Origin of the sequence: Halomonas sp. HNIBRBA4712, assembly GCF_043558675.1 — a bacterium.
GTDB lineage: Bacteria > Pseudomonadota > Gammaproteobacteria > Pseudomonadales > Halomonadaceae > Vreelandella.
The window spans coordinates 105,101-123,618 of sequence record NZ_JBIFXR010000004.1 but is presented as its reverse complement, the minus strand read 5'-3'; the positions used below and the strand labels follow the sequence as shown (position 1 = coordinate 123,618).

Below are 18,518 nucleotides of genomic sequence, written 5' to 3'. Positions count from 1 at the left end.
GCGTTTTTGGTCGTTGGGTTCAAGGCTTCGGGGGCGCATTGGAGGCGGCTTTTTTCAACGCAAAATTTGCAAAGCCCGGTTGTCACCCCTATTTAATAAAGTGCGTTCGCCGGCCATCGGGCTACTGGCGCTTGGCAAAGGGCTGGGGTAGGGTAGGCGCATTTTTCTCACCGCCACCACGTTTTCAAACGCGGTACGTATTCAGAGCGTAGGTTCGAGAGCGTCCTGGAACGCCGTTTTCGAGAGCTTAAGCAACAGGAAGTGGAGCACTATGGGCAAGTCACTGGTCATCGTCGAGTCGCCCGCCAAGGCGAAGACGATCAATAAATACCTCGGCAACGATTTCATCGTTAAGTCGAGCGTAGGTCACATACGTGACCTGCCGACCAGCGGCTCGGGCAAGACCGCCGTCGACCCCAAGGAGCGCGCGCGACAGGCCGCGGCGACCCGTAAGCTCTCGCCGGAAGAGAAGGCGGAGTATAAAAAGAAGAAATCCCACGATCAGCTGATTCGCCGCATGGGGATCGACCCGGCCAACGGCTGGGAGGCCAACTACGAGATACTGCCCGGTAAGGAGAAAGTCGTCGCCGAGCTCAAGAAGCTCGCCGAGAAGGCCGATGCCGTCTACCTGGCAACGGATTTGGACCGCGAAGGGGAGGCGATCGCTTGGCACCTGCGCGAGACCATCGGCGGTGACGACGCCCGCTACAAGCGCGTGGTGTTCAACGAGATCACTAAAAACGCCATTCAGGATGCGTTCAAGGCGCCGGGGGCGCTCAACATTCCCCGGGTCGAAGCTCAGCAAGCGCGGCGCTTTCTCGACCGAGTGGTCGGCTTCATGCTCTCGCCGCTGTTGTGGGCGAAAATCGCTCGCGGGCTCTCCGCCGGGCGCGTGCAGTCGGTGGCGGTGCGCCTGATCGTTGAGCGCGAGCGCGATATCCGCGCCTTCATCCCCGAGGAGTTCTGGGACGTGCACGCCGATCTGGTCTCGCCGGACGGCGTGCCGGTGCGCTTCGCCCTGGCTCGCCAGGATGGCCAGGCGTTTCGCCCGACCTCGAAAGACGAGACGCTTTCTCGCATCGAGGCACTCAAAAGCGCCTCGCTTTCGATTACCCATCGCGAAGACAAACCGACCCGCTCCAAACCCGGCGCGCCCTTCATCACCTCGACGCTGCAGCAGGCGGCCAGCAGCCGTCTGGGCTTTTCGGTGAAGAAGACCATGACCATGGCCCAGCGGCTGTATGAGGCGGGCTACATCACCTATATGCGTACCGACTCCACCAATCTTTCAAAGGATGCGGTGGCGAGTGCGCGGGACTATATCGAAAGCGAATACGGCAAGCGCTATCTGCCCGACAACCCGGTGCGCTATACCAGCAAGGAGAGCGCCCAGGAGGCTCACGAAGCGATTCGCCCATCGAGCGTGGAGCGCAAGGCGGGCGATCTGGCCTCGATGGAGCGCGACGCCGAGCGCCTTTACGAGCTGATCTGGCGTCAGTTCGTGGCTTGCCAAATGGTACCGGCGGAGTATCTCTCCAGCACCCTGAGTGTGGAGGTCGACGGCTTTGAGCTGCGCGCCAAGGGCCGCGTGCTGAAATTCGACGGTTACACCCGGGTGATCAAACCCGCGGGCAAGAACGAGGATCAAAGCCTGCCGGATCTACCCATCGACACACCGATGACCCTGGAGGCGCTCGACCCTCAGCAGCACTTCACCAAGCCGCCGGCGCGCTACACCGAGGCGAGCCTGGTCAAGGAGCTCGAAAAGCAGGGCATCGGGCGGCCGTCGACCTACGCGGCGATCATCTCGACCATTCAGGACCGCGGCTACGTCAAGCTCGAGAGTCGGCGTTTCTACGCCGAGAAACTCGGCGATATCGTCACCGAGCGTTTGAAAGAGTCGTTCCCGGATCTGATGGACTTCTCCTTTACCGCGCGTATGGAGGATAGCCTCGATGAGGTGGCGGAAGGCGAGCGCAACTGGCAGGCGCTGCTCGATAGCTTCTACGAAGAGTTTCGCCAGGAGCTATCCCGCGCCGAAAGCGACGAGGGCATGCGCCCCAACCAGCCGGTACCGACGGATATCGATTGTCCGGCCTGCGGGCGCAAGATGCAGATTCGCACCGCCTCGACCGGGGTTTTTCTGGGCTGCAGCGGCTACAACCTGCCGCCCAAGGAGCGTTGCAAGACCACGATCGATTTGATCCCGGGCGACGAGGTGGTCGCCGAGGACGCCAATGAGGAGGCGGAAACCGACGCGCTGCGCGCCAAGCGCCGCTGCGACAAGTGCGGTACGGCGATGGACAGCTACCTGATCGACGAGACGCGCAAGCTGCATATCTGTGGCCAGAGCCCGGACTGCGACGGCTACGCCGTGGAGCAGGGCAAATTCAAGATCAAGGGCTACGACGGCCCGGTGATCGAGTGTGACAAGTGCGGCTCCGAGATGCAGCTCAAATCCGGGCGCTTTGGCAAGTACTTCGGTTGTACCAACAGTGAGTGCAAGAACACCCGCAAACTGTTGAGAAGCGGTGAGGTGGCGCCGCCGAAAATGGACCCGATCCCGATGCCGGAGCTCGCTTGCCAGAAGGTGGACGACCATTACGTGCTGCGCGACGGTGCCAGCGGCCTGTTTTTGGCGGCCAGCAAGTTCCCCAAGAACCGTGAAACCCGCCCGCCGCTGGTCAAGGAGCTCAAGGCGCACAAGGACGAACTGCCGGAGAAGTACCACTTCATCCTCAAGGCGCCCAGCGAAGACCCGGATGGCCGTCCGGCGCAGATCCGCTACTCGCGCAAGAACAAGGAGCAGTACGTGATGACCGACGAAGAGGGCAAGGCGACCGGTTGGAAAGCCACCTTCGAAGCCGGTAAATGGCACGTGGAGGATAAGCGCAAGTGAGTGCCCGTACCCGTACTTCGCAGCTGCTCTACCAGGCCGAGCTTCTGATCGAAACGCCGATTCAGGAAGATGAGCACGCCGTGACGCGCCAGATGGCGATCGAAGAGGGTGCGCTTGCGCTTTTCGAACTGGCGCTGGAAAGCTTTCTGGCCGAGATCACCGAGCACGCGCGACTCGATACCCGACGCTGGCAGGTGCTTCTGGGCGCCGACGGCCCTGCGCTTGCCGAACTCATTCGTTTGCGCGAGTTGGCTGCGCAGCCACAGAGCTGGCTTGGCTGGCTAGTGGGTATGCTGTTGAAACTTCACGGTGATGATGGCGCCGCCAAACGGCCTGCCTACAATCCTTCGATGATCGCGCTCGAAAGCAACGCCTCGCTTGGCGATGAGTTTTACTCGCATCTTCAATCTGCCAAGCAGGAGATGGCGGCGCTGCGCGAAACCAGTCACGAGTGGTAGTGCACACGCTCGTCGGGAACCCTGTTTACGATCAGGGCTCTAGAGTGTGTATCGAGCAAGCGACGCTTGCCACTTTCAAGGTTCACAAGGAGATGTCATGGATACGCGCTATAACCAGGTCAAGGATTTGATGAAATGGGCAGCGGGCTACCACGCCCGCATGGCCAAACGCTATAGCGACGGTGCCGAGCGCACCGATGACGAGCGTCTCTCCATGGCGCTTACGTACCTTGCAACCCGCGAGGTCAAGATGCGAAGCGGTCTCGAGGCGCTGTTTCACGACGGCTCGGATCACAGTGAAGTGATGGAGCTCTGGTTCGACGAGAGCGGTGATTTCCCCCAGCCGCCGAAGCTCGATGCCATTGTCGAGAGCAACGTGTCCACGTCGATCGACGGTGTCATCGAAACCGCCTCGGAAGCCCAGGAGAACCTGCGCGCGCTCTACGCCCATCGCGCCGAGTGTGCCAAAATCGAGGCGGAGCGCACGTTTTTCGACGCGCTTGCCCAGGGTCACGAGGCCGAGCTTAGAAAGATCGTCACCAGCATCCGCGAGTTCGAGGATATCTAGGCGCTGCGGGTGATCACTAGCGAAACGCCTTTTTAACGCGCTGGCGCTGACAGGTGCCGGGGCGATAGGGTATAAACGTCCCAAGTACGCGATACATCACCCATACCCGTTGGCCGGCCCGCTGGCCAGTACCCGAGAGCCGTTCGATGCCTGTAAACCGCCGCCGCTTTCTGGCGCTCGCCATGGGGTTTCCCGCCGTGGCCAGTGCAAGCGTCACCGCCCCCGCAAGTCCGCCTCCCGTCAGCGATATCGTCGCAACGATCTTGAGCCATGCCGCAACGCCGCGCCATAGCAATGAGCTTTGGGTGCTGATCGACGACAAGGAGGCGGTGCTGAGCATTTTCCGCGGCAATACCCTGATCGAGCGCTTTGCGCCGATTTCGCTGGGCACCGGGGGGGCGCGAACCCAGCGCGTTCGCGGCGATAGCACTACGCCGCTGGGGGAGTTTCGGGTTTACCGCTTCAATCGCCAAAGCAAGTGGCACATCTTCATCGGAATCGATTATCCTACGCCCCCCCATGCACGTATGGCGCTGGAAACGGGTATTTATTCTCAGGCTGATTACGAGGCCTATTTCGATGAATACCGCCGCTACGGCTTTCCGCCGCAAGATACTGCGCTGGGGGGCGCTATCGGGATTCACGGTATCGGGACCTCCGACCCGGAGATCCACGGGCGTTATCACTGGACCCAAGGCTGTATCGCCGTGAACAATCAGCAGATCGAGCGCATCGCGTCGCTCGTGGATGTTGGCACTCGCGTCGTGATCCGCTAGTATGATGATGGTCCATAAGGAAGTTCCGGGTTTTAAAGAGGTGGCTATAGACAAGCGCTGTGGACTAATATAAAACAGCGTTTGACTTTGGCAGCATGACCTAAGTTATTGGTGCCAGTCACCGAAAAGAACCTGCACCGCAGGTAGACAAAGTTTCAGCTAGCTTCTAGCCTGTTTTTTGTCATACCTTCAACGTAGTACCCAAGGAAGACTCAAGGAGAACATCATGACTCTGAAGACTGCTCTGAAAATGACCGCTGCTGCTGCTTCTCTGGCCGTTCTGGCTGGCTGTGCTTCTACCAGCGCTCTGGAAGAAGTTCGCATGACTGCCGAGTCTGCCCAGGCTGACGCCGCAGAAGCTCGCAGCATGGCTTCACAGGCTCTGAACACTGCAAACCAGGCTCAGCGTGACGCGCAAGCCGCTCTGCAGATGACCGAGCAAAGCCGTGAAGAAATGAGCCGTCAGTTCCAGCGCTCCATGCAGAAGTAATTCTGCATGGACCACTGAGTTGATTGTTGGCTCAGCGGTCTGCGTAAGCTGTGAAAAACCCCGCCTCGTGCGGGGTTTTTTAATGCCTGAATGGCAGCTCAGGCGCAAACGAAAGTGCGGAACCTGTACAAAAAAAGGGCTATCGCCGTCAGACGATAGCCCCTTTGCGGATAGCCCCTTATCTAGCGGGGCGCCAATCAGGCGTCGCTGTCACGCTCGGCGGTGGCGCTGAGCTCGATATCCTCGAACAAGCCACGGCGCTCGGAGGGTGCTTGCTCGGCGGGGGACTCGGGCTGTGCCACGGGTGCCTGGGGGCCGTAGAGCGCCACGAAGCGGCCATTGGGCGACTCGACCGCCTGCTTGACCTGGGCGTAGTCGATCTCGATGTTTTCATCGGTCAGCGACTCGACCCGCTCGATGGCGTTCAGAAGCGGCTCGAAGTCGCCCACGTTCTCTTCGAGCTGCGGGTAGGACTGGACGAACAGCGTGCCGTCGGCGCCCCAGCCAGCCTTGAAAGGTGCATCCATCAGGTTGACCTGAGTGCCGCTGGGTACGCGCTCGTAAAGCGACTCGATGTCTTCCGGGTACATACGGATGCAGCCACGGCTCACGCGCATGCCCACGCCGTCAGGACGGTTGGTGCCGTGAATCAGGTAGCTCGGCATGCCCAGCAGGATCGCGTGGCGGCCCAGAGGGTTGTCCGGGCCCGCCGGTACGACCGAGGGCGCCGGCTCGCCGCGCGCGGCGGCTTCACGACGCATGGAGGCGGGGGGTGACCAGGCCGGGTCCTTCACCTTGACGGTGGTCTGGGTCATGCCGACCGGAGTGGCGAACTCATCGCGACCCACGCTGACCGGGTAGGTTTCGACGATCCCCGGATTGTCCGCCGGGTAGTAGTAAAGGCGAAGCTCCGAGAGATTCACCACGATGCCCTTGCGCTCTGCCGGCGGCAGGATGTACTGGGCGGGGATCACGACCTCGGTGCCTTCACCGGGCACCCACATGCTCACCTCCGGGTTGGCCATGCGAATCTCTTCGAAGCCGATGTTGTGGCGGCGTGCGATGTCGAGCAGGGTCTGCTCCGAGTCTTCGACCGTTACGGTATAGTACTGGCCGACGATATCGCCTTCGTCCGGCAGGCGGAAGTGGCCGCGGGGCAACTCGCGCTCGGCGGCGACCTGGTCGGCGCTCGCCAGCGCATCCTTGTCAAGCGAAGGCGTGGCTACCGGCGGCTGCTCGCCGCTTGGCTGAGCGAGTGCGGGGGCGTTGAGGCTGGCCGCCAGCAGTACCGCCAGGCTGGTCGACCCCCAAAGATTGAGAGTGCGTCGTTTAGTCATGGTCATTCCTGATGAGTGGGTCCACTGCGGGTCGGGGGTTGAATCGGTCCAATCCGCTTATCCATGCGGCGTGGGGTTAAGTTTGCATCAAGGTTCACGCCGCCGCTACTTTTTGGTTGAGAAGTCCGAGCAGGTTTTCAACGGCCTCGAAGCGCTGTTCGCTTTTGGCCATGTCGAATTCGAATCTCAAGGTGTCCGAGCCATCCAGCCGGTAGTGCTCCGGCGAGGTCTGGATCAATTTCACCAGGGTGAGCGGATCGACCCGGGTCTCGCCGCCAAACATTATTCGCCCGCGGCTTTCGCCAGCCTCGATACGCGCCACGCCTAGCGCTTCGGCGCGGTGGCGTAGCCGGGTCTGGCGCATCAGGTTCTTGAGCGGTGCGGGCAGCAGGCCGAAGCGGTCGATCAGCTCGACCTGCAGCTCCTTGAGCTCGGCGTCACTCTGGGTATTGGCGATACGCTTGTACATCACCAGCCGCTGCTGCACGTCGTGAATATAGTCGTCGGGAATCAGCGCCGGAAGGTTGAGGCTGATTTCGACACCGGTATTGAACGGCGCGTCGATGTTGGGCGTCTTGCCGGCGCGAATCGCTTTCACCGCGCGGTCGAGCATCTCCATGTAGAGTGAGTAGCCAATGGTCTCCATCTGGCCGCTCTGCTCGTCGCCCAGAAGCTCCCCGGCGCCGCGAATCTCCATGTCGTGACTGGCGAGCTGAAAGCCCGCGCCCAGATCAATGGAGGCGCTGATCGCCTCGAGGCGCTTGATCGCATCGCGGGTCATCGCCTTGGGCGGCGGGGTGAGCAGGTAGGCGTAGGCCTGGTGGTGGCTGCGCCCGACGCGCCCGCGCAGCTGGTGAAGCTGGGCCAGGCCGAACTTGTCCGCCCGCTCGATCAAAATGGTGTTGGCGCTCGGGACATCGATACCGGTTTCGATGATCGTCGAGCATACCAGCACGTTGAAGCGGCGGTGGTAGAAATCCGACATCACCCGCTCGAGGCTTCGCTCCGGGAGCTGGCCGTGGGCCACGCCAACGCGGGCTTCTGGCACCAGTTCGCGCAGCGCCTCGGCGGTATTCTCGATCGTCTTGACCTCGTTGTGCAGGAAGTAGACCTGGCCGCCGCGCAGAATCTCGCGCAGCAGCGCCTCCTTGATCAGGCTTTCGTTGCGCTGCTGGACGAAGGTCTTGACCGAGAGCCGCTTCGCCGGCGGGGTGGCGATGATCGAAAGATCGCGAATGCCGCTCATCGCCATGTTGAGCGTGCGGGGGATCGGCGTGGCAGTCAGCGTGAGAATGTCGATTTCCGCGCGCAGGGTCTTGAGCTTCTCCTTCTGCGCCACGCCGAAGCGGTGCTCCTCGTCGATGATCAGCAGGCCCATTTTCGGCAGCTCGACGCTTTTCGACAAAAGCTTGTGGGTGCCGATGACGATGTCCGCCTGGCCCTCCTTGATGCTTTCAAGGGTCTTGCTCATCTCCTTGCCGCCGGTGAAGCGTGAAATCAGGCTGATGTTGACGGCGGTGTCGGCGAAACGGTCGCGGAAGTTCTCGAAGTGCTGGCGGGCGAGGAGGGTAGTGGGCACCAGCACCACCACCTGGCGACCGGACTGCACTGCCAGAAACGCCGCGCGCATGGCGACTTCGGTCTTGCCAAAGCCAACGTCGCCGCACACCACCCGATCCATCGGCTGGGGCGAGATCATGTCGTTGATTACCGATTCGATCGCCAGCTTCTGGTCCGGCGTCTCCTCGAAAGGGAAGCTCGAGGCGAAGCGGTGGTACTCGGCGTCCGGCGTTTCGTAGACCGTACCCTGCTGGGCCTCGCGCCGGGCGTAGATATCAAGAAGCTCGGCGGCGGTGTCGCGGATCTTCTCAGCGGCCTTGCGCCGCGCTTTCTCCCACTGATCCGAGCCCAGTTTGTGCAGCGGCGCGTGCTCGTCATCGGCGCCGTTGTAGCGCGAGATGAGATGCAGGCTATCCACCGGAACGTAAAGCTTGGCGCCGCCGTCGTACTCGAGGGTTAGAAATTCGTTGGCCTGGCCGCCGGCCTCGAGCGCCTGAAGGCCCAGGTAGCGCCCCACGCCGTGGGCCTGGTGAACCACCGGCGCCCCTTCCTTGAGCTCTGAAAGGTGGCGCACCGCCAGCTCGTTGTCGTCGGTGGCCTTCTCCTGACGCCGGCTCTGGCGCACCACGTCGCCGAACAGCTCGGTTTCGGTGATCACCGCCACGTCCGGCTCGGTTAACCATAGCCCGCTCGCCACCTGGCTTTCGGTGATCGCGGCGCGCTCACTTCCCGCCAGAAAGGCACCGAAGTCCGCCACCTGAGTGAGCTTCAGGCGCAGCGGTGCCAGAAGCTCCTCGAGCGCTTCGCGGCGCCCGCGGGACTCGGCGACGAACAGCACACGGGTTTGCGGCTGCGCGGCGAGAAAGGCTTCCAGCGCGGCCAGCGGCTTTTTGGCGCGGGCGTCGAGCGCAAGCGGAGGTAGCGCTCGCGCCCTCGGCGTGTGGGCGTGGCGGTGGTTCGCGCCCTCTTCGAGAAGCTCCAGCCGCGCACGCTCCTTGATCTGGGAGAACACGTCGTTGACGGGAATGAAGGCGCGGCCCGGCGGTAACAGCGGGCGGGTCGGATCGACGCCGAGATTTTCATAGCGCGACTCGATGGCGCGCCAGTGCTGCTCGGCGGCTTCGAACACGCCGGGCAGCAGCGCGACGCGGGTATCGCGAGTTACGTGCTCGAAAAGCGAGGCAGTTTCGTCGAAGAACAGCGGCAGGTAGTGCTCGAGCCCCGGCGAGGGAATCGCCTTGAGCGCGTCGTTGTAGAGCGGGCACTGGCGCGGGTCGACGTCGAACAGGGTTTCGAACTGTTCGCGAAAGCAGGCGATGGCGCTGCGGCTGAGCGAATACTCGTGGGCGGGCAGCAGCTCGATCGCCTCGACTTTTTCCGTCGAGCGCTGGTTGCCCGGGTCGAAGTGGCGCAGCGTGTCGATTTCTTCGTCGAACAGGTCGATCCGGATGGGCTCATCCACCCCCATCGGGAAAAGGTCGATCAGCGCGCCGCGCATGGCGTACTCACCGGGCTCATAAACGGTTTCCACCGCCCGGTAGCCGGCCCGCGAAAGCGACTCGCGAAAGCTTTCACGATCGAGCGTGGCGCCGGTTTCGAGCGACATCACCCGCCCGGCGATATAGGAGACCGGCGCCAGGCGCTGCATCAGCGTGTTGATCGGCACCAGCACGATGCCCTTGACCCCTTCCTGGAGCAGTTTGAGGGTTCTAAGCCGGGCCGAGACGATATCCTGGTGCGGCGAAAAGCTGTCGTAGGGCAGTGTTTCCCAGTCCGGGAAGGGCAGCACCGGCACTTGGCTGTAGAACGCCAGGTCCTGCTCCAGGCGCTGGGCGCTTGCGGTGCTGGGGGTGACGATCAGAAGCGGGCCGTCGTCGGCGATGTTGGCAAGCGCTAGGGCCGTGGCACTGCCCGGCGGCGCCGTCAGGTAGAGCGTGTCCCGCACCCCCTGGGGGCGCGGCGGGTCGAGCAGGGAGAAAGAGGACATAGACTTGAATCTGCGCGCTTGGACAAAAGTCTTATCATACACCATCGGTCGCGTCCGGCAGAGGGGTGGCGCCAACCGCGTTTCGGGTTTGTAGTCAAGTGGGCATTTGTGTAATACCCCTACACGGCGTGCGACTATCCTTTGATTGCGGTTCGATCGTAACCTTCGGATAATACGCGGCGTTTACATTTCAACCGCAAAGGGGCCCGCCCGTGAGTCAGCCAACGCTCGATAACGTTTTTCAACAGTGGCAAAGCGACGAAGCGCTTGCCGAGCAGATGATTCCGCTGGTCGGCAAGCTCTACCGTCAGAACAACGTTGTCGCGACTATGTTTGGGCGCTCGCTGATCAAGAAATCGGTCATCCGGATTCTCAAGGATCACCGCTTCGTGCGTAAAATCGAGGGCACGGAGCTGTCGGTTCAGGATACCTTCCCGATCGTCGAGGCGATGGTGGCGATGAACCTGGGGCCGGCCCACGTCGATATCGGCAAGCTCGGGGTCAGTTTCAAGCGTCAGGGCGGCGGCGATTTGAAAGCCTTTCTCGCTCGCGAACTTTCCGAGATCGTCGACGGTTATCAGCCCGGCGCGGGCATCGGTGAGCCCAAGGACGTGGTGCTTTACGGGTTTGGCCGCATCGGCCGGCTGCTGGCTCGCGTACTGGTGGAGAAAGCCGGCGGCGGTAATCTGCTGCGTCTACGCGCCATCGTCGTGCGCGGGCGCGGCGACATCGCCAAGGATCTTGAAAAGCGCGCGAGCCTTTTGCGCCGCGACTCGGTGCATGGGCCTTTCGAGGGCTCGATTTCCGTCGACGCCGAGGCGCGCACCCTGACCATCAACGGCAACGTGGTGCAGGTCATCTACGCCGACTCGCCTTCCGAGATCGACTACACCGCCTACGGCATCGACAACGCCGTGGTGGTCGATAACACCGGCATCTGGCGCGACGAAGCGGGCCTTGGCCAGCATCTGGAGTGCAAGGGCGTGGCCAAGGCGCTTCTGACCGCGCCGGGCAAGGGCGATATCAAGAACATCGTTTACGGCATCAACCACACCGCGATCGGCGAGCAGGATCGCATCGTGTCGGCGGCGTCCTGTACCACCAACGCCATCGTGCCGGTGCTCAAGGTGCTTAACGACGAGTATGGCGTCAAGACCGGTCACGTCGAGACCGTCCACGCCTACACCAACGACCAGAACCTGATCGACAACTACCACAAGGGTGACCGGCGCGGCCGCAGCGCCGCGCTCAACATGGTGTTGACCGAAACCGGCGCGGCCAAAGCGGTCGCCAAGGCGCTGCCGGAGCTCGAGGGCAAGCTGACCGGTAACGCCATCCGCGTACCGACGCCCAACGTATCGATGGCGATTTTGAACCTGACCTTCGAAAAAGAGACCGATGCCGCCGCGCTCAACGACTATCTGCGCCGCATGTCGATTGACTCCGCCTACCAGAAACAGATCGACTTCGTCGACTCGGCGGAAGTGGTGTCGTCGGACTTCGTCGGCAACCGTCACGCCGGCATCGTCGACGCCAAGGCGACCATCGCCAACGGACACCACGCGGTGGTCTACATGTGGTACGACAACGAGTTCGGCTACAGCTGCCAGGTGATCCGCATTCTGCAGCACATGTCCAACGTCGAGTTCTTGAAGCTGCCCCACGCCTGAGCCGGCAGGAAGCAACAGTACGCACCAACGCCACCGCGAGGTGGCGTTTTTTATGCGCCGAATAAAATGAAACCTATATGTATATAACACTTTAGGAGGCAGCGGGGGATGTGGTCATTGGACGCGCTTGTCTTTATAATACGGTAGATTTTTTCGGGGTGGTTCAAGATTGCTTGAGCCTGACTGGTAACAATCTGCACCGCCAACAAAAACTCTCTTTGCAGAAAAGAAGCTTTCGAACCCCTTACCTTCGTATATCCGATCCATCAACTGGGCGAGACTATGATCGAAGTCAAAAAAGGCCTGGATCTTCCCATCACGGGTGCCCCGGAGCAGCGTATCGACGATGCGCAACCGGTGCGCCACGTGGCTATCCTGGGAACTGACTACGTTGGCATGAAGCCGACCATGGAAGTTCAGGAAGGGGACAAGGTCAAACTGGGCCAGCTGCTCTTCACCGACAAGAAAATCGACGGCGTGCGTTTTACCGCACCCGCCGGTGGTGAAGTAGTGGCCATTAACCGTGGCGAAAAACGACGGCTACTCTCCGTAGTCATCAAAGTCGATGAGAGCGAAGAAGTACAGACGTTCGCCTCGCACGAGCGTGACGCGCTGGGCAATCTCGACCGGCAGCTGGTCGTCGATCAACTGGTCGAAACCGGACTCTGGACGGCGCTGCGCACGCGTCCGTTCTCGCGTACGCCGGCGCTCGACGCCAAACCCGCCGATATCTTCGTGACGGCGGTGGATACCCATCCACTCAGCCCGGATCCGGCGCTGATCATCAACGAAAATACCCAGGCATTCGAAGACGGCCTCAAGGTGCTAACCCGCCTGACCGAGGGCAACGTTTTTCTGTGCACGGGTGAAGACGCCTCGATTCCCGGCGCCGACTTGAGCGGCGTCAAGAGCGAAAGCTTTAAGGGTCCGCATCCGGCGGGGCTTGTCGGCACGCACATTCACTACCTTTCACCGGTGGCACTGCACAAGCAGGTTTGGCACATCGGTTATCAGGACGTGATCGCGTTCGGCAAGCTGTTCGTCGAAGGCAAACTCGACGTCAGCCGTATCATCGCCGTGGGCGGCCCGCGCGCTGAAAAGCCGCGCCTGATGCGTACCCGTATCGGGGCGAGCCTCGAGGAGCTTTTGGCCGGCGAAGTGATCGAACCTCACGATACCCGAATGATTTCCGGCTCTGTGTTCTCCGGTTTTGCCGCCGAAGGGCAGCTCACGTATCTGGGGCGCTTTCACAACCAGGTGAGCCTGCTTGAAGAGGGCAACAAGCGTACCTTCATGGGCTGGCTCTCGCCGGGTGCCAATCGCCACTCGGTCATGGGTATTTATCTCTCCAAATTCAAGGGACTGCATAACTTCGCGCCGACCACCTCCACCAACGGCTCCGAGCGGGCGATGGTGCCGGTGGGTAATTACGAGCGGGTCATGCCTTTGGACGTGATGCCGACCCAGCTTCTACGCTCTTTGATCGTGGGTGACATCGAATCTGCCATGGACCTCGGCTGTCTGGAGCTCGACGAAGAAGATCTGGCTCTGTGTACGTACGCTTGTCCGGGCAAATATGAGTACGGCCCTATCCTGCGTGACAATCTCACCATGATCGAGAAAGAGGCCTGATATGGGTATTCGACAGACACTCGACACGCTCGAGCCGCACTTCCACAAGGGTGGCAAGTACGAGAAGCTCTACCCGCTTTACGAAGCCGTAGACACCATTTTCTACTCGCCGCCGAGCGTGGCCAAGACCACCGCCCACGTACGTGACGGGATCGATCTCAAGCGGATCATGATCACCGTGTGGCTGTGTACCTTCCCGGCCATGTTCTTTGGCATGTGGAACGCGGGTTGGCAGGCCAACGTCGCTATCGACGCCGGTTACGCCTCGATGGGCGGCTGGCGCGAAGCCGTGATGATGGCGCTTGCCGGCGGCCACGACCCGGGCAGCTTCTGGGCCAACTTCGTGCTCGGCGCGACCTACTTTCTGCCGATCTATCTGGTGACCTTCGCCGTTGGCGGGTTCTGGGAAGTGCTGTTCGCGCTCAAGCGCGGCCACGAAGTCAACGAAGGCTTCTTCGTCACCTCGGTGCTCTACGCGCTGATTCTGCCGGCGACCATTCCGCTTTGGCAGGTAGCGCTGGGCATCACCTTCGGTGTGGTGATCGGCAAGGAGATATTCGGCGGCACCGGCAAGAACTTCTTGAACCCCGCGCTGACCGGCCGGGCGTTTTTGTACTTCGCCTACCCGGCGCAAATCTCCGGTGACAGCGTTTGGGTCGCCGCCGACGGCTACACCGGCGCGACCGCGCTTTCGATGGCCTTCCAGGACGGTATGGATACCCTGACCAACACCTTCAGCTGGACCGACGCCTTCTTCGGCTTCGTACCGGGCTCGGTGGGTGAGGTGTCGACGCTGGCGATCCTGTTGGGTGCGGCGGTGCTGCTTTGGACGCGCATCGCCTCCTGGCGAATCATGCTCGGGGTGTTCCTCGGTATGGTGATCACCAGTACGCTGTTCAACCTGATCGGCTCCGAGACCAACCCGATGTTCGCCATGCCCTGGTACTGGCATCTGGTGATCGGCGGTTTCGCCTTCGGCATGGTGTTCATGGCCACCGACCCGGTGTCGGCGTCGATGACCAACCAGGGCCGCCTGGTCTTCGGTGCGCTGATCGGTGTAATGACGGTATTGATCCGCGTGGTGAACCCGGCGTTCCCGGAAGGCATCATGCTGGCGATCCTGTTCTCCAACCTGTTCGCGCCCTTGATCGATTACTTCTTCGTCCAGGCCAACGTCAAGCGTCGTAAGAAGCGTGTCGGCGCACCGGCCGAGGAGACTGCCTAATGGCACAAGGTAACAACTCCATCAAGAAAATTCTGATCGTGGCGTTTTCGCTGTGTATCGTCTGCTCGGTGATCGTCTCCACCGCGGCGGTCGCGCTACGCCCGACTCAGCAGCTCAACCAGGAGCTCGACCGCAAGACCAATATCCTCAACGTCGCCAAGCTCTACGAGCCGGGCATGGATGTGGAAGAGGCCTTCGCCGAGCAGATCACCGGTCGCGTGGTCGAGCTCGAAACCGGCGACTACACTGACGAGTTCGACCCGGACCAGTACGACGGCTTCGAAGCCGCGCGTGACCCGGCCACCGGCCGCACGCTGTCGGGTGATCGTGATATCGCGGGGCTTTCGCGAGTCGAGTACTACGCCACCGTTTACCTGGTCGGTGACCCGGATTCACCGGATCAGATCGTTCTGCCGATTCGCGGTCAGGGCCTTTGGGGTCGTATGCGCGGCTTCCTGTCCGTCGAAGGCGATGGCAACACTATCGTGAGTATCACCTACTTCGAACACAGCGAAACCCCGGGGCTGGGTGCTGAAGTGAACAACCCGCGCTGGCAAGCGCAGTGGGAAGGCAAGAAGATCTACGACGACGAGGGCGACCTTTCGCCGGAGATCCACCTGACCAAGGGCGGTGCCAGCAGTGAGTACGAAGTGGACGCGCTGTCCGGCGCCACGCTGACCAGTAATGGCGTGACCAACATGCTGCAGTACTGGCTCAGCGAGGAAGGCTTCGGCCCGTATCTGGCGAAGTTCCGTGAAGGTACCGACCCGGAAGACGCCGAAGAGACCGACACCGACTTCAACGACGTTGAGGGGGCTTGATCATGGCGGAAGCTAATGCAAAGGGCGTGTTGACCGCGCCCATATTCCAGAACAACCCCATCGCTTTGCAGATTCTGGGGATCTGTTCGGCGCTGGCGGTGACCACCAGCATGAGCGTTTCGCTGGTCATGGCGCTGGCGGTTATTTTCGTAACCTCGTTCTCGAATCTGTTCGTCTCGCTGATTCGCAACCACATTCCCTCGGCGATCCGGATCATCGTGCAGATGACCATCATCGCGTCGCTGGTTATCGTGGTAGACCAGATTCTGAAAGCCTACGCCTACGAAATGTCCAAGCAGCTTTCGGTCTTCGTGGGTCTGATCATCACCAACTGCATCGTGATGGGCCGCGCCGAAGGCTTCGCCATGTCCAATACGCCGGGCATGTCGTTTCTCGACGGTATCGGCAACGGCCTGGGCTACGGTTTCGTGCTGATGGTCGTGGGCTTTTTCCGCGAGCTTCTCGGCGCGGGTAGCGTATTCGGCTTCACCGTGCTGCCCACCGTTCAGGACGGCGGCTGGTACATCACCAACGGTCTTTTGCTGCTGCCGCCTTCCGCGTTCTTCATCATCGGCCTTCTGATCTGGGTGCTGCGCTCGATCAACCCGGAGCAGGTCGAGGAGAACGAGTTCAAGATGAAGGAAAACACCAAGCCGAAGGAGGCCGTGTAACATGGAACACTATCTGAGCCTTTTCGTCGCTTCGGTCTTCGTCGAGAACATGGCGCTGGCCTTCTTTCTGGGCATGTGTACGTTTCTCGCGGTATCGAAGAAGGTCTCCTCGGCGATCGGTCTTGGCATTGCGGTCATCGTGGTGCTCACCGTCACCGTGCCGGTGAACAACCTGGTGTTCACCTACCTCTTGCAGGAAGGTGCGCTGACCTGGACCGGTATCGAAGGTGCCGAGAACATCGATCTTTCGTTTCTTGGCCTTCTCTCCTACATCGGCGTGATCGCCGCACTCGTTCAGATCATGGAGATGTTTCTGGACAAGTACGTGCCGTCGCTCTACAACGCGCTGGGCGTTTTCCTGCCGCTGATCACCGTGAACTGCGCCATCCTCGGTGGCGTGCTCTTCATGGTCGAGCGTAACTACAATTTCGGTGAAGCCGTGGTGTATGGCTTCGGTGCCGGTACCGGCTGGGCGCTGGCCATCGCGGCGCTTGCGGGTATCCGCGAGAAGCTGAAGTACAGCGATGTGCCGGGCGGCCTGCAGGGGCTGGGCATTACGTTCATCACCGTTGGCTTGATGTCTCTGGGCTTCATGTCCTTTTCGGGCATTCAGCTTTAATCGGCCGGTTGTCTCGGCGGCTTCGGCCGCCGAGTGGGAAAACCCTCAGCAATAGGAACCCGACATGATTGATACATCCGTCATCTTGCTCGGTGTTGTCATGTTCACGATCATCGTCATCAGCCTGACGGCGATCATTCTGGCAGCGCGCAGCAAGCTCGTGAGTAGCGGGGACGTGACCATCGAGGTCAACGACGACCCCGAGAACACCCTGACGACCCAGGCCGGCGGCAAGCTTTTGAACACCCTGGCGGCCAACGGTATCTTCCTCTCCTCCGCCTGCGGCGGCGGCGGCTCCTGCGCTCAGTGCAAGTGCCGCGTGGAAGAGGGCGGCGGCTCGATTCTGCCGACCGAAGAGTCGCACTTCACCATGCGTGAGAAGAAAGAAGGTTGGCGCCTCTCCTGTCAGGTACCGGTCAAGCAGGATATGAAGATCGAAGTGCCCGAGGAAGTGTTCGGCGTCAAGAAGTGGGAGTGCGAAGTCACCGCCAACCCCAACGTCGCCACCTTCATCAAGGAGCTCAACCTGAAGCTTCCCGAAGGCGAGGAAGTCGCTTTCCGCGCCGGTGGCTATGTCCAGCTGGTCGCGCCTCCTTACGACATCAAGTTTTCGGACTTCGATATCGACGAGGAGTACCGCGAGGATTGGGAGAAATTCAATCTCTTCGACGTTTCCCACAAGAACAACGAAGAAGTGATCCGCGCCTACTCGATGGCGAACTACCCGGAAGAGAAGGGCCTTCTGAAGTTCAACATCCGTATCGCGACGCCGCCGCCCAAATCCAGCCACCCGCCTGGCCTGATGTCGACCTACGTCTTCAGCCTGAAAGAGGGTGATAAGGTCGAGGTCATGGGACCGTTTGGCGAGTTTTTCGCCAAGGACACCGACGCCGAGATGATCTTCGTGGGTGGCGGTGCCGGCATGGCGCCGATGCGCAGCCATATCTTCGATCAGCTGAAGCGTTTGAAGACCGACCGCAAGATCTCGTTCTGGTACGGCGCGCGCTCCTGGCGCGAGACGTTCTACAACGAAGAGTACGACCAGCTCGCCGAAGAGTTCTCGAACTTCGAGTGGCACCTGGCGCTCTCCGACCCGCTACCGGATGACAACTGGGAAGGGCCGACCGGCTTCATTCACAACGTGCTGTACGAAAACTATCTGAAGGACCACCCGGCGCCGGAAGATTGCGAGTACTACATGTGCGGGCCGCCCATGATGAACGCCTCCGTGATCAAGCTTCTGCTCGACATGGGTGTGGAACCTGAAAACATCATGCTGGATGACTTCGGCGGTTAACATCGCCTTCATGTCCGCAACGGGGCTAGCCATCGCTAGCCCCGTTCGTTTTATGGCTGACGGGTTCTGCCTGATCATACCGCGCGCTTTACGGTATAATGAGGCAGGCCACGATGGCAAAACGGCTCGGTTTACGGCACTTTCAACGCGCTGCGCTGTCCTGAGGGCAGGTACGTAAAGGAGGCTTGATATGACTATTTGGCTACTGGTATTGGGTTTCATGGCGCTGATCATGACCGCCATGGCGGTGGGCGTGCTGGTCGGACGTAAGCCGATCGCCGGCTCCTGCGGCGGCCTCAATGCGATCGGCATGAAGGACGGCTGCGATATCTGCGGCGGCAAGGACAAGGTCTGCGAAGAAGAGAACCGCAAGCGCGGCAGCCTGCGCCGGGCGAGCGACGAAAGCCGAGGGGCGGATCTGGGCTACGACGCAACGCGCCGCTGAGTAAGCCGCCCGAGGCGAAGACGAGTGTGACGATGATGCGCTCAAGAGCGTAACGACAATGGA

15 protein-coding genes are annotated in these 18,518 nt (G+C 61.0%); 13 read left to right on the top strand and 2 right to left on the bottom strand.

Translation table 11 applies throughout. The annotated features are described in order from the left end of the window. Nucleotides 1-271 precede the first annotated feature (271 nt). The 5 genes from topA to ACGK9R_RS09990 all read left to right on the top strand — a co-directional run bounded on the left by topA (nt 272) and on the right by ACGK9R_RS09990 (nt 5,191). On the top strand, nt 272-2,899 hold the full coding sequence (gene topA, locus ACGK9R_RS10010) for a type I DNA topoisomerase (protein WP_394580767.1): 2,628 nt from the start codon (nt 272-274) through the stop codon (nt 2,897-2,899). Continuing rightward, nucleotides 2,896-3,357, top strand: a complete 462-nt coding sequence (locus tag ACGK9R_RS10005) for a DUF6586 family protein (protein ID WP_394580765.1) — start codon at nt 2,896-2,898, stop codon at nt 3,355-3,357. Before topA ends, ACGK9R_RS10005 begins: the two co-directional genes overlap by 4 nt. A 97-nt stretch (nt 3,358-3,454) precedes the next feature. Beyond that, a complete protein-coding gene (locus ACGK9R_RS10000) occupies nt 3,455-3,925 on the top strand; it encodes a 2-hydroxyacyl-CoA dehydratase (RefSeq protein WP_394580763.1) in 471 nt (156 codons plus the stop codon). Between the two features lie 146 nt (nt 3,926-4,071). Beyond that, complete coding sequence (locus ACGK9R_RS09995; RefSeq protein ID WP_394580761.1) at nt 4,072-4,701, top strand: murein L,D-transpeptidase family protein; 630 nt, start codon at nt 4,072-4,074, stop codon at nt 4,699-4,701. Nucleotides 4,702-4,927: 226 nt separating this feature from the next. Beyond that, nucleotides 4,928-5,191 (top strand): Lpp/OprI family alanine-zipper lipoprotein, encoded by a 264-nt coding sequence (locus ACGK9R_RS09990; RefSeq protein ID WP_394580759.1) that lies wholly within the window; start codon nt 4,928-4,930, stop codon nt 5,189-5,191. A gap of 197 nt (nt 5,192-5,388) precedes the next feature. On the opposite strand, the gene ACGK9R_RS09985 is transcribed toward ACGK9R_RS09990, so the two are convergent. Together ACGK9R_RS09985 and mfd are read right to left on the bottom strand one after the other, a co-directional pair. Then, the gene (locus ACGK9R_RS09985; protein ID WP_394580757.1) at nt 5,389-6,528 is read right to left on the bottom strand and encodes a L,D-transpeptidase family protein; all 1,140 of its coding nucleotides are present in this window, start codon (nt 6,526-6,528) and stop codon (nt 5,389-5,391) included. Nucleotides 6,529-6,622: 94 nt separating this feature from the next. Next, on the bottom strand, nt 6,623-10,075 hold the full coding sequence (gene mfd, locus ACGK9R_RS09980; RefSeq protein ID WP_394580755.1) for a transcription-repair coupling factor: 3,453 nt from the start codon (nt 10,073-10,075) through the stop codon (nt 6,623-6,625). A gap of 212 nt (nt 10,076-10,287) precedes the next feature. Here mfd and ACGK9R_RS09975 point away from each other — a divergent pair, with 212 nt between their 5' ends. The 8 genes from ACGK9R_RS09975 (at nt 10,288) to nqrM (ending at nt 18,455) form a co-directional block, all read left to right on the top strand. Next, entirely contained in the window at nt 10,288-11,745 is a 1,458-nt protein-coding gene (locus ACGK9R_RS09975) for a glyceraldehyde-3-phosphate dehydrogenase (protein WP_394580753.1), read from the top strand. Between the two features lie 282 nt (nt 11,746-12,027). Continuing rightward, nucleotides 12,028-13,377, top strand: coding sequence for a Na(+)-translocating NADH-quinone reductase subunit A (locus ACGK9R_RS09970; RefSeq protein ID WP_394580751.1), 1,350 nt, complete (start codon nt 12,028-12,030; stop codon nt 13,375-13,377). A 1-nt stretch (nt 13,378) separates the two neighbouring features. Beyond that, nucleotides 13,379-14,602, top strand: a complete 1,224-nt coding sequence (locus tag ACGK9R_RS09965) for an NADH:ubiquinone reductase (Na(+)-transporting) subunit B (protein ID WP_394580749.1) — start codon at nt 13,379-13,381, stop codon at nt 14,600-14,602. Next, the gene (locus ACGK9R_RS09960) at nt 14,602-15,423 is read left to right on the top strand and encodes a Na(+)-translocating NADH-quinone reductase subunit C (RefSeq protein WP_394580747.1); all 822 of its coding nucleotides are present in this window, start codon (nt 14,602-14,604) and stop codon (nt 15,421-15,423) included. Before ACGK9R_RS09965 ends, ACGK9R_RS09960 begins: the two co-directional genes overlap by 1 nt. A gap of 2 nt (nt 15,424-15,425) precedes the next feature. Continuing rightward, the gene (locus ACGK9R_RS09955) at nt 15,426-16,094 is read left to right on the top strand and encodes an NADH:ubiquinone reductase (Na(+)-transporting) subunit D (protein WP_394580745.1); all 669 of its coding nucleotides are present in this window, start codon (nt 15,426-15,428) and stop codon (nt 16,092-16,094) included. Between the two features lies 1 nt (nt 16,095). After that, nucleotides 16,096-16,713, top strand: a complete 618-nt coding sequence (nqrE, locus tag ACGK9R_RS09950; RefSeq protein WP_394580743.1) for an NADH:ubiquinone reductase (Na(+)-transporting) subunit E — start codon at nt 16,096-16,098, stop codon at nt 16,711-16,713. 64 nt (nt 16,714-16,777) lie between these two features. Next, entirely contained in the window at nt 16,778-18,010 is a 1,233-nt protein-coding gene (nqrF, locus tag ACGK9R_RS09945) for an NADH:ubiquinone reductase (Na(+)-transporting) subunit F (protein WP_394580741.1), read from the top strand. Nucleotides 18,011-18,200: 190 nt separating this feature from the next. Continuing rightward, entirely contained in the window at nt 18,201-18,455 is a 255-nt protein-coding gene (nqrM, locus tag ACGK9R_RS09940; protein ID WP_394580739.1) for a (Na+)-NQR maturation NqrM, read from the top strand. The last annotated feature ends 63 nt before the right edge of the window (nt 18,456-18,518 follow it).

Bases quoted from the DNA above. Each gene is read 5' to 3' on its own strand.
- topA (WP_394580767.1), top strand. From the start codon at position 272: ATGGGCAAGTCACTGGTCATCGTCGAGTCGCCCGCCAAGGCGAAGACG.
- nqrM (WP_394580739.1), top strand. From the start codon at position 18,201: ATGACTATTTGGCTACTGGTATTGGGTTTCATGGCGCTGATCATGACC.
- ACGK9R_RS09970 (WP_394580751.1), top strand. From the start codon at position 12,028: ATGATCGAAGTCAAAAAAGGCCTGGATCTTCCCATCACGGGTGCCCCG.
- nqrE (WP_394580743.1), top strand. From the start codon at position 16,096: ATGGAACACTATCTGAGCCTTTTCGTCGCTTCGGTCTTCGTCGAGAAC.
- ACGK9R_RS09990 (WP_394580759.1), top strand. From the start codon at position 4,928: ATGACTCTGAAGACTGCTCTGAAAATGACCGCTGCTGCTGCTTCTCTG.
- ACGK9R_RS09985 (WP_394580757.1), bottom strand. From the start codon at position 6,528: ATGACTAAACGACGCACTCTCAATCTTTGGGGGTCGACCAGCCTGGCG.
- ACGK9R_RS09960 (WP_394580747.1), top strand. From the start codon at position 14,602: ATGGCACAAGGTAACAACTCCATCAAGAAAATTCTGATCGTGGCGTTT.
- ACGK9R_RS09995 (WP_394580761.1), top strand. From the start codon at position 4,072: ATGCCTGTAAACCGCCGCCGCTTTCTGGCGCTCGCCATGGGGTTTCCC.
- nqrF (WP_394580741.1), top strand. From the start codon at position 16,778: ATGATTGATACATCCGTCATCTTGCTCGGTGTTGTCATGTTCACGATC.
- ACGK9R_RS10000 (WP_394580763.1), top strand. From the start codon at position 3,455: ATGGATACGCGCTATAACCAGGTCAAGGATTTGATGAAATGGGCAGCG.
- ACGK9R_RS09955 (WP_394580745.1), top strand. From the start codon at position 15,426: ATGGCGGAAGCTAATGCAAAGGGCGTGTTGACCGCGCCCATATTCCAG.
- ACGK9R_RS09965 (WP_394580749.1), top strand. From the start codon at position 13,379: ATGGGTATTCGACAGACACTCGACACGCTCGAGCCGCACTTCCACAAG.
- mfd (WP_394580755.1), bottom strand. From the start codon at position 10,075: ATGTCCTCTTTCTCCCTGCTCGACCCGCCGCGCCCCCAGGGGGTGCGG.